Origin of the sequence: Pseudomonas sp. GX19020, assembly GCF_023371075.1 — a bacterium.
Classification (GTDB): Bacteria; Pseudomonadota; Alphaproteobacteria; order Rhodobacterales; family Rhodobacteraceae; genus Pseudogemmobacter.
On the sequence record NZ_JAMCCR010000017.1, the window covers coordinates 17,693 to 41,432 of the forward strand.

A 23,740-nucleotide genomic window follows, 5' to 3' on the forward strand; every position below is an offset into this window, starting at 1 on the left:
TATATCGGATTTTTACGATATAAGATAGAATTGATCTCCCGTGAGAGGCCCGGCAGAGGTGCAGAGATGGATGAGGATCTGATCCTGAAGGCCCTGGCGCATCCGGCGCGGCGGCAGATGCTGGCCTGGATGCGCGCGCCGGAGCAGCATTTCCCCGACCAGGCGCTGCCCCATGAGCTGGGTATCTGCGCCGGGCAGTTCGCGCGTTGCGGCCTCGCGCAATCCTCGGTCTCGGCACATCTTGCGGTGCTGACGGCGGCGGGGCTGATCGTGCGGGAGCGGATCGGACAATGGGTGTTCTATCGCCGGGACGAGGCGGTGATCGCCGCCTTTCGCAGCGCGCTGGCCGCTCTCTGACCGGGTCGGGCGAGGCCAAAGCCAGGCGCCAGGATGGCATAAAACACCGCCCCCATCCGGCTCGGCGCAGGCAGATCCGCGATATACACGCCAGGGGCGGTATCGGCGTAAAACGGCGCCACATCGCGGTGAAACGTGTATCGCGCCCGCAGAAAGCCATCCCGCGTCAGTCGGGCTGCACCGAGGCCACCACCGAGAATCCAGGCGCCAGCAGTTCGGCCCGCGCCTGGCCGGGGTCAATCCCGATCCGGACCGGTACACGCTGCGCGATCTTGGTGAAATTGCCGGTGGCATTGGTGCCGGCGATCAGGCTGAATTCCGAGGCCGTGGCGGGCGAGAAACTCTCGATCACGCCGGTAAAGACCTGGCCATGCAGCGCATCGACGCTGAAATGCACTTTCTGCCCGACGGCGAGGCTGTTCAGGCTGCCCTCATTGAAATTCGCGATCAGCCAGAGATCCTGGCCGACATGCGAGACCAGCGCGGTGCCGGGCGAGACATATTGCCCGACCCGGACCGCGATCTGCCCCAGCTTTCCCGCAGCCGGCGCGCGGATCACAGTGTTTCCGAGATCGATCCGGGTGAGTTCCACAGCGGCATTGGCATTGTCGATCTGGGCCTGAGCGCTTGCGATCTGCACCTTCGCATTGGCGAGCTGTTCGCGCTGCACATCCATCGTTGCCTGGGCCTGGGTCTGGGCGGTCAGTGCCTTTTGCAACGCAAGTTCTGTCTGTTCCAGCGCCGCCTCGGTTGCCACGCCGCGCTCGCGCAGCGATGTGGTGCGGCTGTTATCCGAGCGCGCCGTCTGGACCGCGAGATCGGCCGAGGCCAGCGCCGCCGCATCCGATTCCAGCACCGCCTCGGCCGAGCGTACATTCTGCACCGCGACCTCCATCGCAGCTTTTGCGCCAGCCAGCCCGGCTTCGGCCTGGGCGAGTTTCTGGCGGTAGATGCGGTCGTCAAGCACCGCGATCACATCGCCCTCGCGCACCTCCTGGAAATCCTGGACCTCCACTTTCGCGATATAGCCGGAAAGCTGCGGGGAGATCGTGGTGACCCGACCGCGCAGATAGGCGTTTTCAGTGGTGGGGGCCGAGGGTGCGAAAGGCGGCAGATGCCAGGCGAAAAGCACCAGCAACAGCCCGGCGAGGCCAATCACCCCGGCGATAATGGTGGGCACAAGGAAGGAACGGCTCATGGCGTCAGCTTTGCTCTGAGGGGGGAGAAGAGGGTTCGGGTTTTGCAACGAAAGCCGCGTTCATCCTGGCCCAGATCCAGTCGCGCAACACATGCAGGACCAGCACGGCAAGCGCGGTCAGCGCGATGAGGAAGGTCAGGAAGTAGGCATCATTATAGGCCATGACCCAGGCCTGGCGCCCGGCCTCGGTCATCAGCTGCGACAGGGTCTGCAGCCGGTCCGCCGCGAGATCGGGGCTTTGCGTGGCAAAAAGCGCGGTGCCCTGCGCCATCACGCTTTGCATCAGCGGGTCGCTGGCGGAGAGCTGTTCGGTCAGGGTGGCGAGGTGGAAGGCCTGGCGGTGGGTGGTGAAGGTGGTGAAGATCCCCGATCCGATCACGCCGCCAAGGCTCTGGGTCGCGATGAAGACGATTATAAAGGACAGAAGATAATTCGGTCCCTTTTTCAGCGCGGCCATCAGCCCCATCACCATCGCGGGGGGCATGAACAGCATCGAGGCAAAGCCGATCAGTGCCTGACTGACCAGGAATTGTTCGGGCCGGGTCAGGACCGTTGCCTGTGAATCGAGGAAAGTCGCCGCCGCGATCAGCACCAGCGCCGCCGCATGGAACGCAGGCTCGCGGGTCTGTTTCATCCAGGCGACACAGGCGAGGCCGCCCATCATCGCGGCAAAGCAGATCACCAGAAACAGGCTTTCCATCTGCGACGGCGCAACGCCCAGCACCTGGAACATCCGGGGCGCACCGGTGCTTTGTTCCGACAGAACCAGCCGGAACAACAAAAGCGTCAGCGTCAGATGCAGCATGGCCGGGGTCGCGAGCCAGCGGAAATCGACCAGCGGCGCGCGGCGCCCCAGTTCGATAATCACCGCAAGCGTCAGCGAGATCACCCCACCCGCCAGCAGCCAGCCGATCCAGGACGCATCGAACCACCAATGGATCGGCCCCATCACAAAACTGATGACAATGGCGGAAAAGCCAAAAGAAATCAGTGCGAAGCTGAGGAAATCCCCGGCTTCGATCACCTTCTCACGCGGCTGTGGTTTCAGCGGCAGCACCCAGACAACCGCAAGCGACATCAGCGCAAGGCCAAGCGCCGCGAAATGCACACCCGCCAGCCCGCCATCTCCGATCAGCGAGGGCGAGATGACGCGCGCCAGATTGGGCCCGATCAGGATCACCGCCATCACCGCCGGCAGCCCGTATTTCATCTTGGCGGGCGGGCTCAGCGGCTCCAGCATGTAAAGGAAAGCAAGCGTCGAAAGCGGCGCGGCGGCACAGCCTGACAGGAATTGCACCACCACCGCCGAGCGCAAATCCGAGATCCAGAGCGCTGAGAAAGCCACCACCGCAAAGACCACGATACTGACCTCGGCAAAGCGGCGCAGACCAAACTGGGTGCGCACCTTGATCAGCATCAGGGGCAGCGTCGCGCGCGGGATCATATAGGCCGCCATCAGCCAGCTGGCATCGGTGGTGCTGACACCCAGATCCCCGGCAATCTGCGGAATATTGGCGCTGACAAAGCCCTGGCCCAGGCCCTGCGCCAGACCGATCAGCACCGAGGCGCAAAAGAACGGCAAAGCCCGGGCGAGGCTCATCCCGGCGAATGCGGTCGGCGGTCCGGCCTCGGCCGATCCGGGCTGAGGGGCGGAGGTCACTTCTCACCGATCCTGGCAGTATTGACCGCCATACGTTGCAAGGCGCGGTCTGTGGCCGCCAGATCTTCGGGCGTGATGCCCTCGAACAGTTCGGCCCGCACCGCGCGCACGAAACGCGAGATCCCGGCAGAGCGGGCTTTTTCGGTCAGGAAAAGCGCCCGTTTGCGGGCATCGCCATCCATGCCGCGCCGCTCGATGTAGCCAAGCTTTTCCAGCCCGTCGATCTGACGTTTCAGCGTGGGCGCCTCAATGCCCAGATCCTGGGCAAGTTCGGCCTGGGTGGCGCCTTCCATATTGGAAAGCGAGGTCAGAACCCGGGTCCTGGCCAGCGTCAGCCCCAGCTCTTCGGCGCGCGCGTCGTAATTGCGGCGCAGCTCGCGCATCACAAACAGCAAGAGATCGAGGGTTGGCGGCCGGGGTTCCATTTGCTTATCATGCTAACTTGTTAGTCAGGTAACTGATATGCCTCCCGCCGCTGCTGGTCAAGCCGGGGCTCCGCACCAAGGATGGCACCCAATGCGCGCATTTGCACAAGAACGGCGGCCCAGGCGCTGTCGACACTCTCAGTTCCGGCCAGGCCTGGGTCAGGCGGGGCGGTGCCGGTCATTCGGGCGCGGCAGCTTGCAGCAAGGTGGCGCAGGTTCGCCTCCAGCCCGGCAGGGGGTGTGTTTCCGTTGCGCATCGCCACCAGCAGGGCATCGCCCAGCAGCAGCGCCGAGGCGCCCAGCCGGATCGCGTCATGTTCGACGCGTTCCGCCTCGCGCCGCACCCGATTGGCGGCGATGCGCCCCCTCAGCGACCAGCGCGCCTCATATCTGGCGCTGTCTATGCCGTTTTGCAGCGCGCCGATGGTTTCCTGAACGCGCGACAGATGGCTTTGCGCGATCTCGGCGCGGCGCGGGGTTGTGTCCTGCAGGGCCTGAGCCGCGAGGTCGAGCCCGCCCGCGATCCGGGTCAGCAATTCGCTCATGGCGCGGTCGATCTGACGCAAAGGGTCGGGCGTCAGCAGGACCTGGCTGAAGAAAAGCCCGACCCCCACACCGATGATCACATCCTGCATCCGGTGCCAGCCTGCACTGTCTGCCCCCATTGCCAGCACCAGAACCGCCGAGACCCCGGCCTGGATCGGCACCACCGCCGGCAGGCCGAAGGACGCGCCGACCATCATCGAAAGCAGAATTGCCACGATCATGCGCAACAGTGACATGGTCGGCCCCTCGATCCCGGTGACAGGCAATTGCAGCGCCGCCTCGCCGACGAGAATACCGATGGCGACCCCCAGAATGATGCCGGTCGCCTGCCGCCCGTGATTTGGCAGGCCCGGTGCGAGGCAGACGATTGCGGTCACCATGGCAAAAACCGGATGGGTATGGCCGAACAGCCAGCTTGCCAGCAGCCAGGCAATCGCGCCGGCGGTTGCAGCGGCCAGGGCATCGCGCCCCGCTGCCATCATGCGCTGCAGCTGCAGTGGCAATCTGTCCATGGGGAGGGCTTTCTTTTGACAGCTGAGGCAAGGCGAAACGGCGCGCAGGTCGCCCCGCGCGCCGGTCTTCAGATCACATGGACCACATCATACGAGCCCGATCATACGCAACAAAGCACGACGATCATTCCAGCCGATAGGCAAGAACCGAATCCCCGGGCGTGGTGCCAAGCGAGCCATGACCTCCGGCTGCGACGACGATATATTGCTTCCCGTCGGCACCGCGATAGGTCATCGGCGTGGCCTGGCCCCCGGCGGGAAGTCTCGCCTGCCACAGCGTCTCGCCGGTCTGCATGTCATAGGCGCGCATGATGTCATCCAGCGCCGCCGCGGTGAAGGCGACACCCCCCGCCGTGGTCAGCGTGCCGCCATGCGCCAGCATCCCCATTTCGAACGGGATCGGAAAGCTCACGCCCATGAATTTCTGCCCGGCCACAGTACCGTTGCGGTATTTCCAGGCGGTTTTGCCATTCGTCAGGTCAACGCCGACCCGCATACCCCAGGGTGGCGTGTTGCAGGGCACGCCCAGTCCCGAGCGGAAATGCTGGATCGACACCGCATAGGGCCCGCCAAGGTTCTCATTCCCCGGTTTCGCCTCGCCCCCGGACATATCGTCCTGGAACATCGGCTTCGTCAGATCGCCTTCGGGACGCGGATAGAGCTTATAGATATAGGGCAGATATTGCGGCGTACCGATGAGCCATTTATTCACCGGATCCACCGCGACAGACCCCCAGTTGAAGACCCCGATATTACCAGGCCAGACGATCGAGCCGGTGGTGGTCGGCGGCGTCCAGGAATTGCCGTCATAGCGGTTTGACACAAAGGTCGTGCGGCACTGGATCTGGTCGATGGGCGAGGCCCCCCACATATCCGCCTCACGCAAAGGCGCAGGCGCGAAAGTCAGCGACGACATCGGCTGTACGGCAGAGAGTTTTTCGCCGGGAATATCGCTGTCTGTCGAGACCTGTACCTCGGATACCGGCAGGATCGGCGTGCCGTCACGGCGGTCGAGCACCCAGAGATTGCCGATTTTCGTCGGGATGATGATCGCAGGCGTATCCACGCCATCCTTCGGAAGGTTCAGAAGTACCGGCTGCGAGGGGTTATCGCGATCCCAGAGGTCATGATAACTGGTCTGGAACTTCCATTTCAGCTGCCCGGTCTTCAGATCAAGCGCGGCCAGCGCATCGACAAAGGCCTCCTGTTCGGGCGTGCGGGCAATACCGACCTGGTCGGGAGAGGCATTGCCGAAGGGGATATAGACCATCCCCAGCGTCTCATCGGCCGCGAATTGCGTCCAGGCGACGTTGGAATTGGGCACATAGGTCTCACTAGGGGCAAGCGGTGCGGTATCGTCGGGCTTGCCCGCGTCGAATTTCCACACGACCTTGCCGGTGCGCACATCATAGGCGCGGATCACACCCGAGGGATTGTTCTCATAGTAGTTATCAGCAATCGCCGAGCCGAGGATGATCAGATCCTTCGTCACCAGGGGCGCCGAGGTCTGCTGATAGCTTGCCCGTTCGGTATCGGTCATACCCTCAAGCAGGTTCACATAACCATTCTCACCGAAAGTGGTGCAAAGTGCGCCGGTATCCGCGTTGACCGTGTAAAGCCGTGCATCGACCGAAGAGGCCACGATGCGTTTCGGGCATTCCGCCACAGCCGCAGTGATCGCCGCCTGAGCCTCGGGCGTGTCTGACGCGGGTGCGGTATAGCCGATGGAATCGTTCCATGAAACACCGCGACAGGTCTGGTGCTGATAAAAGGGGTCGCGCTTCATCATCGGATCAAACGACCATTTCACCGCGCCTGTCTCGGGAACCAGGGCCTGGATGATGTTATGCGGGGTGCAGAAATACAAAAGCCCGTTCACTTTGATCGGGGTGGCCTCGAAGGTGTATTCCTTGGAATCCTCATCCGCCTTGCGCAGATCGCCGGTGTGATGTTCCCAGGCGAGCGTCAGCCCTTTCACATTCCCCGCGTCGATATCCCTCAGCGCAGAATAGCGCTGGCCAAGATTGGTGCCGCCATAGGCCGTCCAGTCTTCTGCGGGATAGGCCACCCCCGAGGGATCCACGAGCCCGTCGCCGATATTGGCCTGCCTGGTCAGCGCGCCCCTGATCTGCGCCGGGTCGATAAACCAGGAACCCACTGCCAGCACGATGATCACCGCCACAGTGCCGCCAAGCAGCGGATAGCCGGGGCCAGAGCGGCCCGACCGCGCGCGGATCTCACTTGCGAAGACCGGGATGCAAAGGATCAGGCCGAAGGCCAGGAGCAGCGCCCCGCGCGGGATCCACTGCCATTTGTCGAAACCGACCTCGTAAAGCGTCCATAGGAAGGTGATGATCAGCGTTACCGCATAGACACCCAGACCGCTCTGATGCCGCCGGATCAGCCCGATCCCCGACAGGATCAGGCCAAGCGCCATGACGATATAGAACCAGCTGCCCCCGGCAGCTGCCAGCCCGTATCCGAGCCAAAGAACCCAAAGGCCGAAAAGGCCGCAGATGGCACCCATGATGATGGAGAACACGACATAACCCCCTGATTGATCCCAATCGAAGACAGACATTTGGGGCCGGAGTGGCGGAGATTGTCGGTTTCAGTAGACAGCTGCGTTGCCGTGTCGATGGAACCGTCGGGCTCCCGGACCTCGTAAATCTGTAACGCGGGCGCGGCATTGGCGGTTCCCTGGGCCCGGAAGAATTCCTCGCTCAGACTTCCTTGCCGGGCCGGCAGATACCGCCGCACACGACAGGCGCACCATGATCGCGCCACGTTGACGTGATCCATAACCCATTCGGGTCCCGCAGCCGACCTGTTGCGCGGCGGGTCGGATTTTGCTTCAGGATCCGCGCGCGCCGCCGGGTAACCGCGACAAAAATGGGAGACCATCGTGACCGTGGAAGCCGATGTTCAGCTGATGGCCAGGTCATGTCGACAGCCTGCGCAAAATGGTCGTGCGGTGCTTCAACAGGCTGAAGAACTGCCGACGGCTGGCGACCCGCCACGACAAAACCGCAGACAGTTTCTTCAGCTTCATCGACAGCGCCCGTATCAGGCTATGGCGCCGGCATTTGTCAACATGACCTCGCTAAACACCTATTATAAATCATTAAAATTTCCACAGAAATAACCCCAGGTCGCAAGCATCGCGAGGGCTCAACCCAGGGGGCAAAAAATTCTTGACTCAGCGATGCATGTTCACCCTGATGAACAAATCTTTCTCTACAGAGGGGCTCAGGAAGAAGAAATTTCTACAAATTAACTCGCAAGGAGACGACGGGTGTTACTTCAAAGATCACGAACCGTGTTGAATGCGGTATCCTGTGCAGGAGCAATTTTGCTATCCGCAACAATTGCGAAAGCCGATTTGCAGCCGGCTGCGGTTTACCAGCCGATCACCGTTACGGCAGCAGAGGAAACGATTGTGCTGACCGGGCGCGATATGACCTATGACCAGGTTATTCGTATCGCGCGCGACGGTGCGAAGATCGAGCTGAGCGCCGAAGCCATCCAGCGCTCGAAAGATGCTTACGGGCTTCTTTTGCAGGGCGCGGCGGAGGGGATGCCCATCTACTGGTTCAACAGGGGGGCAGGCTCAAATCGCGAAACGGTGATCTTTGAAGGCGATCCGACAACACCAGAGAATGCAGCCTTCCTGGCCGATCAGCAGCTTACGCGCTTTGCAAATGGCGCGAGGGGCGGTTACGGGCCGGAAATTCATGAAGAAGAACTCGTGCGCGCAATCATGGCAATTCGCGCGAACTCCCTGACATATGAGGCGGCAAGCCCGGCGCTTCTCGCCATGCTTGTCGAAATGGTCAACCGTCGCGTCACGCCTGTTGTCATGTCACGGGGCACACTTGGGGAAGGCGACCTTCCCACCATGGGCAATATCGCGGGCACTATGGTCGGAGCTGGCGAAGCCTACTTTGATGGCGAGCGTATGTCGGCGATGGAAGCGCTTAAGCGCGCGGGGCTGGAACCTCTTGCTCCGACAGGTGCCGATCAGGCCGCGCTGATCAGCACCAATGCCTATGCCTATGCGCAGGTTGCCCTTGTTCTGTCCGACGCACGCGAAGTGCTGGAATGGGCAGATCTCAGCTATGCCATGGCATTGAACGGCATGAACTCAAGTCTTACGCCGATTTCGGCGCCGGTTCAGTCCATGCGACCCTATGACTGGTTGAACTGGAATGCAGAGAAAGTGCTGGACATGGTCCGCGGCAGCTATCTTTTCGAGGTAGACCCGATGCGCATTATTCAGGACCCGATCAGCATGCGCGCATCAACACAGCGTCATGGCTCGGCATGGTACGCCTGGGCTGAGCTGCGCGATTCACTTCATATCTCGATCAATGGCTCGGATCACAACCCCGCAGTGGTTCCCGGCATTTCCCCCGACAGCTCATGGGAGCTGAGCAGCCCGCATTTTATGCGTTTCTACGTCAAGGGCGGGGAACTCAGCAACGGAATGTCAGGATATATCTTTTCGAATGCAAACTGGGATCCCTATCCGATTGCCAATCAGATAGAGGCCTTCAATATCGCCCTGACCAATATGGGCGTGGCTGTTGCTCAGCGTATTGAGCGCTTCAACAATCCGTTCTTCACCGTCATCAAGCCGGATGACGTGGTTGAAGCCGATATCAAGAGCAGATTGCCGGTCGCGCATGGCGGCTATCTTCCCAGCGATTTGTGGCAGGAACTGGCGCAGCTTGGGGTGCCGCTGACCCCGAATGGGCAGGCGATCGTAGCCACCGTCGAAGATCTTGAGGCCCAGACCAGACTGAAGGGTCAGACCGCCCGCAAAGCCGTGGATGTCCTGTCGCACCTTGTCGCGCAGGACCTGATGACGGCGAGCTACTGGATGGATATCCGGCGGCTGCAGGACCCATCGCGGAAGTTTGGCGAAGCGCCAACGGCAGCGCTGGCCGCTTTACGAAATGCTGTTCCCTGGGAAATGGCACCTGCGGACCGCCCCTATCGCAATCAGGGGCAGATCATCTATGATTTCATGTGGGAAACACCCGCCGCAACCTTCTATTCCGGCGGCCCTGAAGAACCCGCTGCGGCGCCGATCCCCCGCGCGGGCATGATGCCAAACTAATGCCCTCTGCAGTGCCAGGGCCACGACCCTCGCGATTATTATGAGCAGCGGAGCCGCCCGGAGATGTCCTGGGCGGCTGTTTTCATTGCCGATTTTTTTAAACCATCGCGGAAGCGCAGAAGATCTAACAGACTTGCTGTGGGCAGACGCCAACGAGCGCCCGAACCGGGTAGCCGGATGAAGCTCCACTGGAACCGGTGCCGAAGATCTTCGATCTCAGGACGGGCGAGGTGCTGCAGCGTGCCGAACCGCCGTGCCTGTCGCGGATTCAGCTTGACCATGTCAATGTTCGCCGCTGACAGCGTCTTTTCTATGTGCCGATGGTATGGGCCGGTCGGCTCAAAGACACCGCGCAATCTCACCACCCGCCGCCACATCAGAATTTGTCAAAAAATAAAGGAAAACCAGAAAGAAATCCGGCGTGAAGCAGAGCATAAATGCAAGGGGGTATAATGATAGTGAATTATATTTGGAAAAATTGCGGGACGGAGATGGGTGGGTGCAAAACTCCGCCCGAGGACCAAAGGCCTCTCAGCACTGAGGCCAAAGACCGAAAGGGTAAACGAATACCATTCGTGCGCACATCATATATGCTCGCAACACTGCAAGGTTAATAAAAATTATATTTACTGCGCCAGATAAGAGTCGCAGGACACGCTATGCAAAACCAGATCTGCTTGAGCAACTCCAATCCCGAGGATGTCGAGCAACAACTGAATGAACTCATCGACACCAAGGTTTTGCAGTAAACGAGCAATGCTATCTGCCAAAGCGGCGAGGACACCCAGGAGCGCCCCCAGAACCACATTTACTGTATTTACGATGGCACATAGCAAGGCGACAAGCAAACCCCGGCAGGTTCTGACCTGTTCCCGAAGATCGTCACGAGTAGCTCTCAGGTAGTCTGCAGTGTCACTGATAAGTCCGGTTACATTCATATTTCTGGTTTTAACGGGCACCGCTTTGCCTACCTGTCCTTTCAGGACCCGAACCTGCACAGGTTTGCCGCCGAGGCTGATTTTTTTGGTATCTGGCGGTATGTTAGCGCGGGTATCAAGCAAGCCCACGGTGAGCGATAAGTTAAGCACACTTGTATTTACATCAAAGAGGGCCATAAGATCGCTGTCATCTGTAGCAGCGCAGTTTAAGCTCACAATTGTCGCTTCGGCAGTTGCTGCGCTGAGGTTCAGGGTCACATCCAGAAGATTTGCTTCGCCAATATTAAGTACCGCTGCTTTTACAGTCGCGCCAATCTGAGCCATTCTGGCGCTGAGCGGGGGGAAATCATCCACATGTCCGATAGCGATCTTAGGTGGGTCCCCGAGATAAAGTCCGACATTGACATTGGCAAGCCTGCCGAGATTCAAATTCACAGAAGACTCTATCAGAGTTCCACTTGGCGGCCAGAGGCCAACAAAGGCCATTGCCATATCGAAGGCGTTTATTCTTACATCGTGGAGTATCTTACCGGCCTTCACCCCAAGAAGTTTAGGCGATATATTAAGGATGTCGGCAAAAGTCGTATTGCCGGAACCGACCGGTGTCGGATTAAGGGCAATATTTCCGACATTCGATAGCGCCAACAATCTGGCCAGCAAGTGCACCTTGTTGACCTGAGCATTCAGCAAGTTATCGAATGTTAATGCATCTAGCCCAACACCTGAATTAATCAGCCCACCCAGAAGTTCGTCGAGCCGAACACCCGCACTTGCAAGACCATTCGGTCCCAGGACCTCTCCGTTCAGTTGCAACCCAATTTTTGACAATGCGGGTCCCAGAAGAGAACGATTAGTATCAACACTCAGAAGGCGATTGCGAAGGCTGAACACGACCAGGCCACGCTTCGCTCCGACCGCCGCACGTCGGATAATGATATTTTTTTCGTCGAGAACAGGCCCCAGCAATATCGGATTGAATTTTGACGGCACGATTACCTTCACTGCACTTGGTCTCGCGGCTAACTCATCCCGGACAAACTTACCTGTATCGGAGGCAATGTAGCCGAACTCGAAGCTGCTGTCAGAAAGTGAAATTGAGCCATAGCGATCATTCGAAGTCACGGTTTGGCGAGCGTTCTCCCTTACAGCCGCCTTGTTGGGAAGGTACTTGCTTGACGTCAGCGCCGCCAGGTCCGCCTGCGATTGAACATATCGCTTTTGCGCATTCAACTGAGCAATGTCTGTCGCCACCCCCCCCACCAGCAGTATCAATGGCAGGAGCACGACAAGAAGTATCGACAACGCACCCGATGTGTCTGAGGCAAAACGATGATAAAAGTGCATTTCCAGCCTGTAGAAGGTAAGTGGAGGTGCGCAGTTCCTGCCAGAGTACGTCTGACCAGCACAAATGCAACCATTGATTGCATCCTGCATTGTCACTCCACCCATACTCCCAAAACGCCCCTCCGAAATGCTCGCCAGAAACGTTTCGTGAGCATTGGAATGCATTTCATCGTCAGGCGCACAAAAAGCGCGCCACGGCCCTATTCTTCTTGATTGCTCACGAAGAGAGCGCTTCATTTGGGATCATTTTCATGACTTTAAGCACTCTCTCACCTCGTGTTGCGGCATCTCTTCACTCGTTGTGCACACTGATCGCAGACGCATCTCAGTCAGCCCCGCAGTTCCTGATCCCGTCTGAGTTCCCACAGATGTCGAATCTTACCGAGGATTTCTCTTCAGCAGGCCAATAGCGTCGAAGATCGCGTCATTGCCTTAAGACACGAATACGCGCAGCGCGCCGGATTTTTTCCTTGATGTCCAAAATCCGAAAGTCATCTGCCTGGCCTTCCTGGGCGAACTCACCCTGCCGTTCATCAAGAAGCGGCAGCCATCCCCGCCCGACATTCAGATAAGCTCCGTCCGGCAGGCCCGGATACTTAGCGACTTTATCACCTCTCTTCAGAGCGGCAGGCCAGTACTGCCCGACCGACCGGGTCACGGCTATGATCCTGAAACTTCATATCCCACTGCGCTGTGATACTGGCTGCGACAGCAGGTTCCGGGCATTCCGGATAAACCTGCCCACTATGCGCGAGGTGATTGTCAGTCCTGCCGATAGGGTGTTGCCACCGGGAATGGCGGCTCGAATGATCGGCGTCGACAGCCGCGTTCCCCAATGCCGCCGTTCGATTGGTGCGGCAGAAAAATGTGATATGGGCCTTTCTCGACTTCATGGCGCCGATGCTGAGGACGGTGTTGCAGGGCGAGGATTGGTCAGCGGGTCCCAGTTGATTGTCCGAACAGACGAACATTCAGTTCATATTCCTGGCCTGTCTCCGCCCTGTTGCAAGGTCTAAGGTTAAGCCAGCAGTTGCATGAGGCAGACCATGACATCCAATCCCACCTGGGTTCTCTCCCGCTTTCCTGTCGGCATGCCCGTCCCCGATGACTTCACCCTTGAAGACCGACCGACCCCGGTGGCGAAGCCTGGCGAGCTGTTGGTCCGCACCCTGTGGCTTTCGGTCGACCCTTACATGAGGGCGCGACTGAGCCCAGCGAAGAACTACGCGGTCGGGCAGCAGATCGGCGAGATGATGATGGGTGGCGGGGTGGGCGAGGTCATCACCTCCGACTCGCCCCAGTTCAAACCGGGCGACATCGTTCAGGCGGATGACTTCGGCTGGCAGCCCCTGACCACGGTGTCTGCGAAGACGGCGGTCCGGCTTGACCCTGAGGCTGCGCCGGTCCAGACCTCGCTCGGCTGTCTCGGGATGCCGGGCCTCAGCGCCTATTTCTCGCTGCTCCATGTCGGACGGCCGAAAGCAGGCGAGACGGTGCTGATCTCTGCCGCCTCCGGCGCACTTGGTCAGGTCGCGGGACAGATCGCCCGGATCAAGGGCTTCGACGCGGTGGCCATCGCCGGTTCGGATGCGAAGCTCGATTGGTGCAGGAGCATCGGGTACCGCGCGGGAATCAACCATCGCATGGCGGGCGACCTGACCGAGGCGATTGCGGCAGCCTGCCCTTCTGGCGTGGACGTCTTCCTCGACAATACGGCAGGTCCTCTCCATGATGCGGCACTCCTGAACCTGAACACCTTCGGGCGCATCGTCGTGGTCGGGACCGTCGCCCGCGCCGACAAGTTCGACCAGCCCGACATTGGCCCGCGCTTCCTGCGCCGGATCCTCGTGACCCGCGCCCGGATCGAAGGCTTCCTGCTTGATGATTTCGAGGCGCAATACACCGAGGCCCGGCGGGAGCTGACCACCTGGTATCGGCAGGGGCTGCTGGAGGCGCGGGAGGATGTGGCGGAGGGGATTGAGGCTGCGCCCCATGCCTTCATCCGCATGCTGAAGGGCGAGAATTTCGGCAAGCAGCTTGTGAGGCTCTGATTCCCTGATCCGTTGCGCGGGCAGTGCGGGCGGTCTTATCGTTCCAGCTGACGGATAACCGGAGTGCGCGCGATGGACAGTCTCGACGACATGATCCTGCTGGTCGAGGTGGCCGAGACAGGCAGCTTCACCAGGGGCGGTCAGCGCCTGGGCATGCCAAAATCGACGGCCAGCCAGCGCATCGCCCAGTTGGAGGCCCGGCTGGGTCTGCGGCTGCTGAACCGCTCGACCCGACAAGTCACGCTGACCGCGGCCGGTCAGATCTACCTCGACTATTGCCGCCGGGTCCGGGACGAGGCGCAGAACGCAGCCATCGCTATGGGGCATCTGAAAACCCAGCCGGAAGGCCATCTGCGCATCACCTGTCCCGAGATAACGGCCAGCCATTTTATGCCCGGCTTCCTGCGCGACTTCGGAAGATCTCATCCCGGCATCACGGTGGAACTCATTGCCACCAATCGCCCCCTGGATCTGTTGCGCGAGCGGATCGACTTCGCTTTCCGCGTTGGCGCACCTCAAGGGCAGGAGATGATCCTGCGCAGGATATCCGCCATCCGCCGGGTGTTGACAGCGGCCCCTGACTATCTGGAAATCCACCCGCCGCCGCTGGTGCCCGAAGATCTTGTCCGGCATTCCTGTCTTGTCCATGACACGCAGCCGGACTGGGCATTTTCCGGGTCGGAGGGGCCGGTCTTGCGCCCCAAAGCGGCCATATCGTCGGATTCGATGGGTTTTCTGCTGCAATCCGCGCTCCTTGGCGGCGGCATTGCACTTCTGCCGGCCTATATCTGTGCGGAATCCCTCTCGAGCGGGGCATTGGTCAGCCTCCTGCCGGAGCACGAACCACTACCCTATGAGATGACGATGATCTTCCCCAGTCGCGAGAACCCTTCGCGCGCACAGTTGGCCTTTCGGGAACATGTCGCGGGCTACGACTTCTCGGCCTTCCTGCAGGTGACTGGCAGGCCCTGATCTTCTGAACAACAGCGCCCAGATGTCGGGTAATAGCGAGGCTGGGCTTTGTCCCGCGGTCGCCTGGACAGGATGCTGCATTGCCGCATTCCCCAAAGCCGCCCATTGAGGATTGACGCAGCAAAAAACGCGCGGGCATGGCAGGAATGCAATACTATGACATGCTGTTGATCACACATCCCGCGTCGTCAGTCCTGTCCCTGATGCAGCCCCAGGTTTTTCGCGCGGGCGATTGCCTTTGAACGCGATCGGACATTCAGCTTTTCATACAGATTTTTGCGGTGGGTCTTCACCGTCCCGTCGGACGTCCCCAGAGCACGGGCGATTTCCTTGGTGGACAGGCCCTCGACAATCAACGAGACGATCTGGCGCTCGCGCGGGCTGAGCAATGCGCGGCCGCCCGGGATGAGAGCGGCAAGATCGCTCTGTACTCTGGGGTCGAGAGCGATCTTTTGTGCGCTCAGCTTATCAAGGGCCTGACGCAGACGCTTCTGGATCTGTGGCAGGCCGACAAGCCGTGGCAGGTTGGGGGCTGTGACAGAGATTTTACGCAAGGCAAGGATCATCGCATCGCTGTCCGCGGCAAGGCGTGCCAGCTCCAGGGTCAGGCCAGTAAGACGCAGATCCAGCCGCAGATCGGCTGCGGCAATGGCGGTACGGTCAAGATTTTGTAAAAGACGAGCAGCGTCTTCGGGTCTTCCTTCGGACAGCAACACTTCCGCCTCAAGCAAAGCGGCAAGATCGCTGAGTTGGGGGGCGGCCTCTCTGGCTTCTGGCAGATCCGCTGCAATGGCATCGAATTGCTGTCTCGCGGCCCCGACCTGTCCGGCGCGGTGCAACAGGTCTGCGCGCACGAGGTCCAGCCCAAGCGCAAGACGGGGCTGTTTGCGTTGGCTGGCGAAATCGGATCCGCGTGTGATCCACAGCTCCGCCGCCCGATAGCCCTTCGCCTGGAAGGCCAGTTCTGCCAGGGCTGCGAAATATTCCAGCCAGTTCCTGCGCCAGCCATGGATCGCCGCGAGATGGCCGTAGCAGGGCTCAAGAAGGGCCATGGCCTGCGCAGGCTCGGCCATCTCAAAGGCACAAAGACCGGCATGGATCTGGCAGGAGACCATCTCGTAGCTGTCAGCCAGGGTATGGTCTGCCGCCAGTTTTCCGGCCTCGGCGACAGCCGCCTTCGCTTCGGTCAGCCGGGCCCGGGCCATCAGCGCCGACGCATGGTGCAGGCAAACAAAGATCGCCGCCTTGTCGGCCCGGCTGCGCGCCTGCACCTGCATGGCCAGACGGCTGATCGACAGCGCCTCCTCGCAGTCACCGGCATTCAGGGCCATCAGCATTGAGACAGTGCTTTGCGCCATGGCCAGCACCGGATCGCTGCTGATCGCATCGCGCAAAGCGGGCCCGAAGCCGGCGCGCCAGGCCGGATCAACCGGCATATCTGCCGAGATCCGGATGACAGCCGTGAACACATCGACCCAGGATCGGATCTGCCGCATATCCTGCGATGTCTCAAATCGGGTAAAGCCATCAGTCAGGCTGGCGGCATTCTCAAAATGCACCTGAGCCTCGTCAAAGGCGCCAAGGCGGATCCGTTCATAGATCATCCCGAAGAAAGTCAGCGGCCTGGTCAGGACGCTTGCAGCCAGGATCGGCTGCGCCAGCGCAAGATCCGGCCCCTGAGCCAGTGAGACCACAACTGCACCCGCCGCGTCGACGCGGGACATTGCCTCTTCATCCGACCAGATGGCCAGCCCGTGACGGATCTCGCCATCGGGATCGTGGTTCTGCGCGCTCCAGCGGACCGCAAAATGCCGGATCTGAGTGGCGCGCTCGGGATGAAAGAGGTCAAGCCGGTTGCGCAAATGACGGGCAAAGGCCGGCATGAGGCTGAACCAGCCAGGACGGGTCTCGCTTTGGTGCAGAAACAGCCCGTCTTCGACCAGATGGCGGGAAAGGCATGGCGCACCGGCATCCTCGGGGCGGGCCGCGGCGGGCAGCGCGGCCAGAAGTGACGCCGGGAAATCGCCGAAAACCGACAGGTCCATCAAGAGCGCCCGCTCTTGCCTGGTGAGGCTCGCCTGCATCCAGTCGTCAAACCACAGGCTCAGGCTGGAAGGCAGCGGCTGGCTGATGCCATCCCGACGCATCAGCGCAAATGCCCGCCCTGTTTCGCGTGACAAAAGTCCCAGCCCCAGTGGCCAGCCCCGGGTGAACTGATGCAAAAGCTGCGTCTCGCGCGAGGGTTGGATCTGGATCTGCGTCTGGCCGAAAAGCACCGCCGCTTCCTGCGGGGTAAAGGCCAGATCGCTGCCGCTGATGAGGCACGCGCGCCCGGCAATCCATGCATCCCGCAGGGGCTGTGGCAAGGGGCCGTTCAGGGCGATCACAATGCGCTGGCGCCGCAGACGTGCGCCGATCCCTTTCAGAAGGTCAATGGACCAGGTGCCCGGATCAAGCAGCAGCGTGCCGTCATGGGGGGCGTCCGCCAGGTTTGCCGCCGCCGTCCAGTGGCAGTCCAGGCTTCGCGCGCGCAAGGCCTGTGCCAGGGCCAGCAGGGTCATGGACTTGCCGCTGCCTGCCGGGGCGCAAAGTACAATCAGGGGCGCCGCAGCCCGCAGGATCAGCCCGACCAGCGCCTCGCGCGGCAGAAACGGCTGTGCGGCAAGCGGCTCCTGGCCGGGCTCTGTTGAAATCATCGCGGCACAGCCATGAGGCGGAAAATATCCGAAAGGTGAAATCTCAGCGGAAATGATTAGGGAGAGTTGCCCCTGGCGGCAAGCAGCAGCATCGCAGAACCTACCCCTTTTGGTTGAGTGTGCGTCCAGGATGCTGCCCGATAGAGCAGTCAGCACATGCCCTGATGTTTGGGGCCTTACGGCACAGCGCAGCATTGCGGGACCGGCCGGGAAGGGAATGGGAATGTCTGTTGAAGAAACCGTAAGCCACAGTCTTGGGGAACGCCTGAAACAATCGCTCGTCGGTATCGGCACCGGGGCCGCGCTCATCAGTGCCATGGTGGGTACGCTGTTCTGGAATGAGGGCCGCGCTGTCCAGACGGCAAGATCGCTCAGCGAGGGCGCGGGCCTTGTGATCGGGCGCCCGGCTGATCAGATCGACCCGGCTTTCAACGGTGCGCTGATCCATGTTGCGGGCGCCACCTCGGCCAGCGCCCCGGTCCGTGACCCGGATTTCGGGCTGGAGTTTGTCGGCCTGCGCCTTGATCGCAAAGTCGAGATGTATCAATGGGTGCAAAGCAGCAGGACTGAGAAAAGCACCGCCACCGGCGGCACCGAGACCCAGGTCACCACCTATAGCTATGCGACGGACTGGCAGAGCACCTGGCAGGATCCGGCCGGCTTTAAGGAACCGCAGGGCCATGCCAATCCGCCGATGGCCTATGCCTCGCTGGGGCGCATTGCCGAAGGGGTCAGCGTTGGCGCCTATGGGCTGGAGGAGGATGTCGTGTCGCAGCTGGGCGCAGGCCCCGCGCAACGGCTGAGCGAGGACCAGCTTGCCACGATCCGCGCGGCGGTTGCGCCCGGCACCCTTGCCACGATCCATCAGGGCACTCTCTACCTTGGACGCAATCCCGAAAGCCCGGCGGTCGGGGATTACCGCATCACCTACAGCCTTGTACCACTTGAGGTGATCTCGGTGATCGGGCGCCAGCATGACAGCGGCCTCGGCCGGTATCGCACCGACAGCGGCAATGCGCTTTTGATGGTGGAAAAGGGCAATCGCGACGCGAAGGACATGTTCGCCACGGCGGCGGACAGCAACAGCACCACCACCTGGGGGCTGCGGATCGGGGCGGTGATCGGTCTGATTGTCGGATTTGCGCTGATCCTGCGGCCGCTGACGGTGCTGGCCAGCGTGCTGCCCGTCCTTGGTGCGGTCATGGGCTTTGGCACTGGCCTGATCGCTGCCCTGATGGGGAGCAGTCTGGGCCTTCTGGTGATCGCCTTTGCCTGGTTTGCCCATCGCCCGCTGGTCTCGCTCATCGCAATGGCCGCCGTGGCGCTGCTTGCAACTGCACTGATCGTGCTGGCCCGCAGGGGCAGAAGCACCGCTGCCCTTGCCGGCGAATGACCCCGGGGCGGCCCGTCCCCGGCCTGCCTCGGGGGGCCGATGACATCGCCATGCTGCGGGGCCAACTTGCGGCATGGCACATTCTCCAGATGGACAGCTGATATGCCTCGCCTTTTTCTGATCGCAGCCCTGAGCCTTACACCGCTCGGGCCCGCCTCTGCCCAAAGCTATAATGTCGCGGAAACACTCACCGACATGGGCCGCAGTTATTGCGCCATGTCCTTTGTCCGCGACATCGGGGATTTCGACAGCCAGCCCTTCCTGCGCGACCTTGTGGCCATGAACTACCCGCAAGAGGCCTTCTGCACCTGCGTTGCCGCCGAATTCCGCGGCTCGGGCGATGACGAGATGACCGCCTGGCTTCTGGACGAAATCGAAGAAGAGAGCGATTATGCGCTGATGGCATCCTTCCTGCGCGCAGGCTTCGTGGCCTGCATGCCCGATGCCGATTTCGCGGCAGCGGCGCGCGAGGACGGTCCTGGCATTGACCTCGGTCTTGAGGAGAGTGATCTGAATTTCACCCTCTCAGACGTGGCAGCGCAGGAGGATGACACCGGCCCGACCATTGAAGAGGTCCTTGCCGACAATGTTTTTCCCGCCGATGAGGGGGACATTCAGGCCTGCCGCATGGCCTTCGACGACACCATGCTGCTCCCTGGCTTCGATCCGATGGATGCTAAGGCCCGGGTCAGGCAGGCGGGACAGACGCTGGATGAAGTCTGCAGCTGCGCCGGATCCTATATCGCCGCATTGGGAGAGCCCTTCCAGGCCGAGGTCGAAAAGGCAATGAACCCCGCGACGATTTATGGATCATCGCTGGCAGGGGGTATCAACATGTGTATTGAAAGCTGAGCGGGGTATTTGGCGAGGCAGCGCTCCTCTCCTTTTTCCACAAACAAGTGGAATGAGGCACACATTCCGGGATCCGAGGATCAGCGTGAGCCGGCACAAAGGTCAGCTGCCTGAATGACCGCTATCCCAAGCTCGCTGCGGGCGACAGGTGGCTCTCCCATCAGGTTAGCCCTTCATTCAGGCGCGCCCAGAGCCCTGTCGCAACCGGCCCGCCAGAATGATCTGTCTCTTGACGTGGAAAGGCTGCGCATAAGCGCCAGCCCGATTTCCGAACGGATGCAGTTGAAAGACCCGCGCCGGTTGCGATGAGGCGCCGGAATATGCGATGATCGGCGGCGTATAGGAGAGGTTCTGCCCCCCATGAAAGCCGCTCGACGAACGATCTGACACCGCCTCAGCTTTTGCTGAGGCCCGCTTCGCACGCCGCTGACCGGCAGTGCGCGGTAACCGCGTGCCCTCAGGGCAAGCGATCAGATCGATCTTCAAGTGAGACCCAATATGCAGAACGCATTCGAAAGCCCGTTCAAGGGCGTGACGCTGGACAAGCAGGTCACAAATCCGAACATCCTCGTCGGGCGCTACAGCTATTACTCCGGCTATTATCACGGTCACTCCTTTGACGATTGCGCGCGCTACCTTTTGCCGGACCAGGGCGCGGACCGGCTGATCATCGGGAGTTTCTGTTCGATCGGCTCCGGCGCGGCCTTCATCATGGCCGGAAACCAGGGCCACCGCGCCGACTGGATCAGCACCTTTCCGTTCTACTGGATGCCGGAAGTGCCCGCCTTCGCGGGTGCCGGGAATGGTTTCCTGCCGGCCGGCGATACGGTGATTGGCAACGATGTCTGGATCGGCTCCGAGGCGATCATCATGCCGGGGGTCCGGATCGGCGATGGCGCCGTGATCGGCACCAGGGCGCTGATCACCAAAGACGTCGAGCCATATGCCATCATGGGCGGAAATCCGGCCAGACTGATCCGGAAGCGGTTCGAAGACCGGCTGATCGGAATGCTGCTGGAGATGCGCTGGTGGGACTGGTCGGAGGATCAGCTCAGGGCGGCGATGCCCATTCTGACGAGCGGTGACGTCGCGGAGCTTCACCGCCGTTGGGCGCTTCAGTCCTAATGTGACAGGCGGGCCACGTCAGCCCTTCCGGGGGCCGGCGTGGCTTTGGCACGCAATCGGACGCGCTGCCAGTCAGGGCGGAACCTGCAGCGCCGCCGGTTCAACCACATCGAGGATGCGGGCCAGCAGCCAGCGCAGCGCGGGATCCGCGCGGCGCCGTCTGGCATAGAGCGCGCTGAACGGGATCAGGGGCAGGGGAAATGGCGGTTCCAGAACCGTCAGCGGATGAACTTTGAGCGGCAGGCTGCGCCGGGCCACTGTCAGGATCAGATCGGTGCCGGGGATGACCTGAGGCGCGATGCCCCAATGCGGCAGGACAAGCGCCACGTGCCGGGGCCCATCCTGTGCATCAAGGGCCAGATCGAGCTCGGTGGCGAATTCGCCCTGCACCGCAACATGCGCATGAGCTGCCGCCCGGAATGCTTCGCGTGTCATCCCGTCAGGCAGGGGCGGTTGCTGGGCGGGATCGACCACACAGACATAGCGATCTTCCAGCAGAAGCTCCTGCTCCAACGGGGCGGGCACTGCAGGGAAGACGCCAAGCGCGAGGTCCAGCGTGCCATCTGTCACGCCCGCGATCATGGCTTCGCGGCTATGCTGGGTAATGATCAGCTCTATGCCGGGTGCTTCACTGCGCAGGCGTTGCATCAGCCCGGGCAGAAGAAGGCCCGCCCCGTAATCCGACATGGCAAGGCGAAACACATGCTCTGTGGCCGGATCAAAGCCCTCCGGCCCCAGCACGCTGCGGATCTGGGCCATGGCTTCGGTCAATGGCCCGGCAAGTGCGAGGGCGCGAAGTGTCGGCAGCATCTGCCCGCCCTCACGCCGGAACAGCTGATCCCCGAGGAGAAGCCGCAACCGGCCAAGGGCATGGCTCATGGCGGGCTGGCTCATATTCAGCCGGGCCGCCGCACGGGACAGGTGCTGTTCGGCCAGCAGGGCATCCAGCACAACGAGCAGATTCAGGTCAATGGAACGAAGATTATTCATGCCAGACATAGTATGAGAAGATTATCGAATTTCCCATATGTATTGAGAATGACGTATTCCGGGGCCAACCAATCAACGGAGTCCGGAATGCCAGCCCTTGTCCTTTTTCTTATTGCCCTGATTGCCGGCGCGCTGGTGCCGTTTCAGGGCGGAGCCAATGCCGCGCTTGGCCGGGCACTTGGTCATCCGCTCTGGGCCGCAATTGCCTCACTGATCGTCAGCCTGATCTGCATTCTGCCGGCGCTGATCGCATTGCGGGTGCCGATGCCGGATCCGGGTGCTGCCCTGGCACAGCCGAAATGGATATGGATCGGTGGGTTGGTGGGGATCATTTATGTTTCTGCGGCGATCTTTCTTATGCCGATGATGGGCGCGGCCGGTTTCATGATCGCCGTGATCGCGGGTCAGCTTATCGGATCTCTCATCATCGACCGGTTCGGGCTGTTGGGGCTGGTGCCAAAACCCTTTGACCTCTGGCGGGTCCTGGGCGCAGGACTGGTTCTGGGCGGCGCGCTTTTGTTTCAATGGCCTGGTCTGTCCAGAATGGCCGGGGGTTGATGTGAAGACGGATGTCTGCCCGGACGAAAGGCTCCAGCCCAAACCTGGTCAATCTCTCGCACCCGGCGCCCGACATTTTAGTGGCCTTGCCTACCTGCGCGGCGGCTCGAATTTCGGGCTGCCGTCAGGCCGTCACGCAGCTTGTCATCGTCTTCGATGATCAGAACCCGCATAAATCGCCTTTTACGTAATCATTTTCTGCCAGTTGCATGGTCGGTTTAAGCCCGGCTTAAGTCCGGGCTGATTGCAGACATCCTGCGGCAGCGATGTGCTGGTCTTGCCCCGGCGGACCGGGCCGCACCAGTCATAACCGGGTGAAGGAGCGAAACATGAAGCTGATGGACAGGCGCGGAGCGCTCAGACTGGGTCTGGCAAGCTTTGGTGCGCTTTCACTGGGCGCCCGTGCCGGTTTCGGTCATGACAACCCGATGCCGCCCGAACTGCGCGACGAGATCGAACGCCAGCCCTTTGCGCCGGTACTGGGCAATCCGGCGGGCGATATCACCCTCACCGAATTCTTCGACTACAATTGCCCGCATTGCCGGACTGCTGTTCCCGTGATGAAACGCCTGATCGCCGCCGATCCCAAGCTGCGGGTCGTGTTCCGCGAATGGCCGATCTTCGGCGAGGGCTCGTATTTCGCGACCCAGGCCTCGCTGGCCACCCTGAAACAGGGCAGGTATTGGGAGTTTCACGAGGCGCTGATGCAGATCAGGGGCAAGGCTGAGGAGACCTCGGTCATGGCAGTGGTCCGCAAGACCGGGCTCGACGAAGCGCGGCTGAAGCGCGACATGGAGAGTGCGGAAGTGCTGGGCCATATCGATCACTCGATGCAACTTGGCGATCACCTGGGCCTTGCCGGCACGCCGACCTTTATCGCGGGGCATGACGGGCTGTTTGGCGGGCAGGATCTGGCCTCATTGACCGCCCTTGTTGCACAGGCACGGCGCGACCTGCTGTAAGCCAATCGCGATTTCGTGTTTTCGACCCGGGGCAGGCTT

19 protein-coding genes and 1 pseudogene are annotated in these 23,740 nt (G+C 61.1%); 10 read left to right on the plus strand and 10 right to left on the minus strand.

Annotated features, from left to right (window positions below; all coding sequences use genetic code 11):
- Window positions 1-66: 66 nt before the first annotated feature.
- Complete coding sequence (locus tag M3484_RS19790) at window positions 67-357, plus strand: ArsR/SmtB family transcription factor (protein ID WP_249498894.1); 291 nt, start codon at window positions 67-69, stop codon at window positions 355-357.
- A 166-nt stretch (window positions 358-523) separates the two neighbouring features.
- Here M3484_RS19790 and M3484_RS19795 read toward each other — a convergent pair whose 3' ends face one another.
- The 5 genes from M3484_RS19795 to M3484_RS19815 all read right to left on the minus strand — a co-directional run bounded on the left by M3484_RS19795 (window position 524) and on the right by M3484_RS19815 (window position 7,240).
- A complete protein-coding gene (locus tag M3484_RS19795) occupies window positions 524-1,555 on the minus strand; it encodes an HlyD family secretion protein (RefSeq protein WP_092903297.1) in 1,032 nt (343 codons plus the stop codon).
- 4 nt (window positions 1,556-1,559) lie between these two features.
- Window positions 1,560-3,215 carry an MFS transporter gene (locus M3484_RS19800; protein ID WP_249498895.1) on the minus strand — a complete coding sequence of 552 codons (1,656 nt, stop codon included), beginning with the start codon at window positions 3,213-3,215 and terminating at the stop codon, window positions 1,560-1,562.
- Window positions 3,212-3,640: a MarR family winged helix-turn-helix transcriptional regulator gene (locus M3484_RS19805; RefSeq protein WP_249498896.1), complete on the minus strand. Its 429-nt coding sequence runs from the start codon at window positions 3,638-3,640 to the stop codon at window positions 3,212-3,214. The genes M3484_RS19800 and M3484_RS19805 overlap by 4 nt, the downstream gene beginning before the upstream one ends.
- A 20-nt stretch (window positions 3,641-3,660) precedes the next feature.
- The gene (locus M3484_RS19810; protein ID WP_249498897.1) at window positions 3,661-4,698 is read right to left on the minus strand and encodes an FUSC family protein; all 1,038 of its coding nucleotides are present in this window, start codon (window positions 4,696-4,698) and stop codon (window positions 3,661-3,663) included.
- 124 nt (window positions 4,699-4,822) lie between these two features.
- Complete coding sequence (locus tag M3484_RS19815; RefSeq protein ID WP_249498898.1) at window positions 4,823-7,240, minus strand: membrane-bound PQQ-dependent dehydrogenase, glucose/quinate/shikimate family; 2,418 nt, start codon at window positions 7,238-7,240, stop codon at window positions 4,823-4,825.
- 409 nt (window positions 7,241-7,649) lie between these two features.
- Here M3484_RS19815 and M3484_RS19820 point away from each other — a divergent pair.
- A pseudogene (locus M3484_RS19820) lies at window positions 7,650-7,796 on the plus strand (IS5/IS1182 family transposase); the annotation flags it as partial.
- A 254-nt stretch (window positions 7,797-8,050) separates the two neighbouring features.
- Complete coding sequence (locus tag M3484_RS19825) at window positions 8,051-9,820, plus strand: aromatic amino acid ammonia-lyase (RefSeq protein ID WP_249498899.1); 1,770 nt, start codon at window positions 8,051-8,053, stop codon at window positions 9,818-9,820.
- A gap of 38 nt (window positions 9,821-9,858) precedes the next feature.
- Here M3484_RS19825 and M3484_RS19830 read toward each other — a convergent pair whose 3' ends face one another.
- From M3484_RS19830 to M3484_RS19840, 3 genes are all read right to left on the minus strand, one after another.
- Complete coding sequence (locus M3484_RS19830) at window positions 9,859-10,101, minus strand: hypothetical protein (RefSeq protein ID WP_249498900.1); 243 nt, start codon at window positions 10,099-10,101, stop codon at window positions 9,859-9,861.
- Window positions 10,102-10,446: 345 nt separating this feature from the next.
- Complete coding sequence (locus tag M3484_RS19835; RefSeq protein ID WP_249498901.1) at window positions 10,447-12,339, minus strand: pilus assembly protein TadG-related protein; 1,893 nt, start codon at window positions 12,337-12,339, stop codon at window positions 10,447-10,449.
- Window positions 12,340-12,526: 187 nt separating this feature from the next.
- Window positions 12,527-12,760, minus strand: coding sequence for a hypothetical protein (locus M3484_RS19840; RefSeq protein WP_092903285.1), 234 nt, complete (start codon window positions 12,758-12,760; stop codon window positions 12,527-12,529).
- A gap of 388 nt (window positions 12,761-13,148) precedes the next feature.
- Between M3484_RS19840 and M3484_RS19845 the strand changes: the two genes are divergently transcribed.
- Both M3484_RS19845 and M3484_RS19850 read left to right on the plus strand, forming a co-directional pair.
- Window positions 13,149-14,153: an NADP-dependent oxidoreductase gene (locus tag M3484_RS19845; protein ID WP_249498902.1), complete on the plus strand. Its 1,005-nt coding sequence runs from the start codon at window positions 13,149-13,151 to the stop codon at window positions 14,151-14,153.
- 72 nt (window positions 14,154-14,225) lie between these two features.
- Window positions 14,226-15,125 (plus strand): LysR family transcriptional regulator, encoded by a 900-nt coding sequence (locus tag M3484_RS19850; protein ID WP_249498903.1) that lies wholly within the window; start codon window positions 14,226-14,228, stop codon window positions 15,123-15,125.
- Window positions 15,126-15,313: 188 nt separating this feature from the next.
- Here M3484_RS19850 and M3484_RS19855 read toward each other — a convergent pair whose 3' ends face one another.
- Window positions 15,314-17,821: a LuxR C-terminal-related transcriptional regulator gene (locus M3484_RS19855; RefSeq protein ID WP_249498904.1), complete on the minus strand. Its 2,508-nt coding sequence runs from the start codon at window positions 17,819-17,821 to the stop codon at window positions 15,314-15,316.
- A gap of 223 nt (window positions 17,822-18,044) precedes the next feature.
- Here M3484_RS19855 and M3484_RS19860 point away from each other — a divergent pair, with 223 nt between their 5' ends.
- The 3 genes from M3484_RS19860 to catB all read left to right on the plus strand — a co-directional run bounded on the left by M3484_RS19860 (window position 18,045) and on the right by catB (window position 21,191).
- Complete coding sequence (locus M3484_RS19860) at window positions 18,045-19,214, plus strand: TMEM43 family protein (RefSeq protein WP_249498905.1); 1,170 nt, start codon at window positions 18,045-18,047, stop codon at window positions 19,212-19,214.
- Window positions 19,215-19,316: 102 nt separating this feature from the next.
- Entirely contained in the window at window positions 19,317-20,066 is a 750-nt protein-coding gene (locus tag M3484_RS19865) for a hypothetical protein (protein ID WP_249498906.1), read from the plus strand.
- Between the two features lie 498 nt (window positions 20,067-20,564).
- Window positions 20,565-21,191: a type B chloramphenicol O-acetyltransferase gene (catB, locus tag M3484_RS19870; protein ID WP_249498907.1), complete on the plus strand. Its 627-nt coding sequence runs from the start codon at window positions 20,565-20,567 to the stop codon at window positions 21,189-21,191.
- Window positions 21,192-21,263: 72 nt separating this feature from the next.
- Here catB and M3484_RS19875 read toward each other — a convergent pair whose 3' ends face one another.
- Entirely contained in the window at window positions 21,264-22,181 is a 918-nt protein-coding gene (locus M3484_RS19875; RefSeq protein ID WP_249498908.1) for a LysR substrate-binding domain-containing protein, read from the minus strand.
- Between M3484_RS19875 and M3484_RS19880 the strand changes: the two genes are divergently transcribed.
- A complete protein-coding gene (locus M3484_RS19880; protein WP_249498909.1) occupies window positions 22,062-22,739 on the plus strand; it encodes a DMT family transporter in 678 nt (225 codons plus the stop codon). The two genes, M3484_RS19875 and M3484_RS19880, sit on opposite strands and share 120 nt — an antisense overlap.
- Window positions 22,740-23,068: 329 nt before the next feature.
- Window positions 23,069-23,701, plus strand: coding sequence for a DsbA family protein (locus M3484_RS19885; protein ID WP_249498910.1), 633 nt, complete (start codon window positions 23,069-23,071; stop codon window positions 23,699-23,701).
- Window positions 23,702-23,740 lie beyond the last annotated feature (39 nt).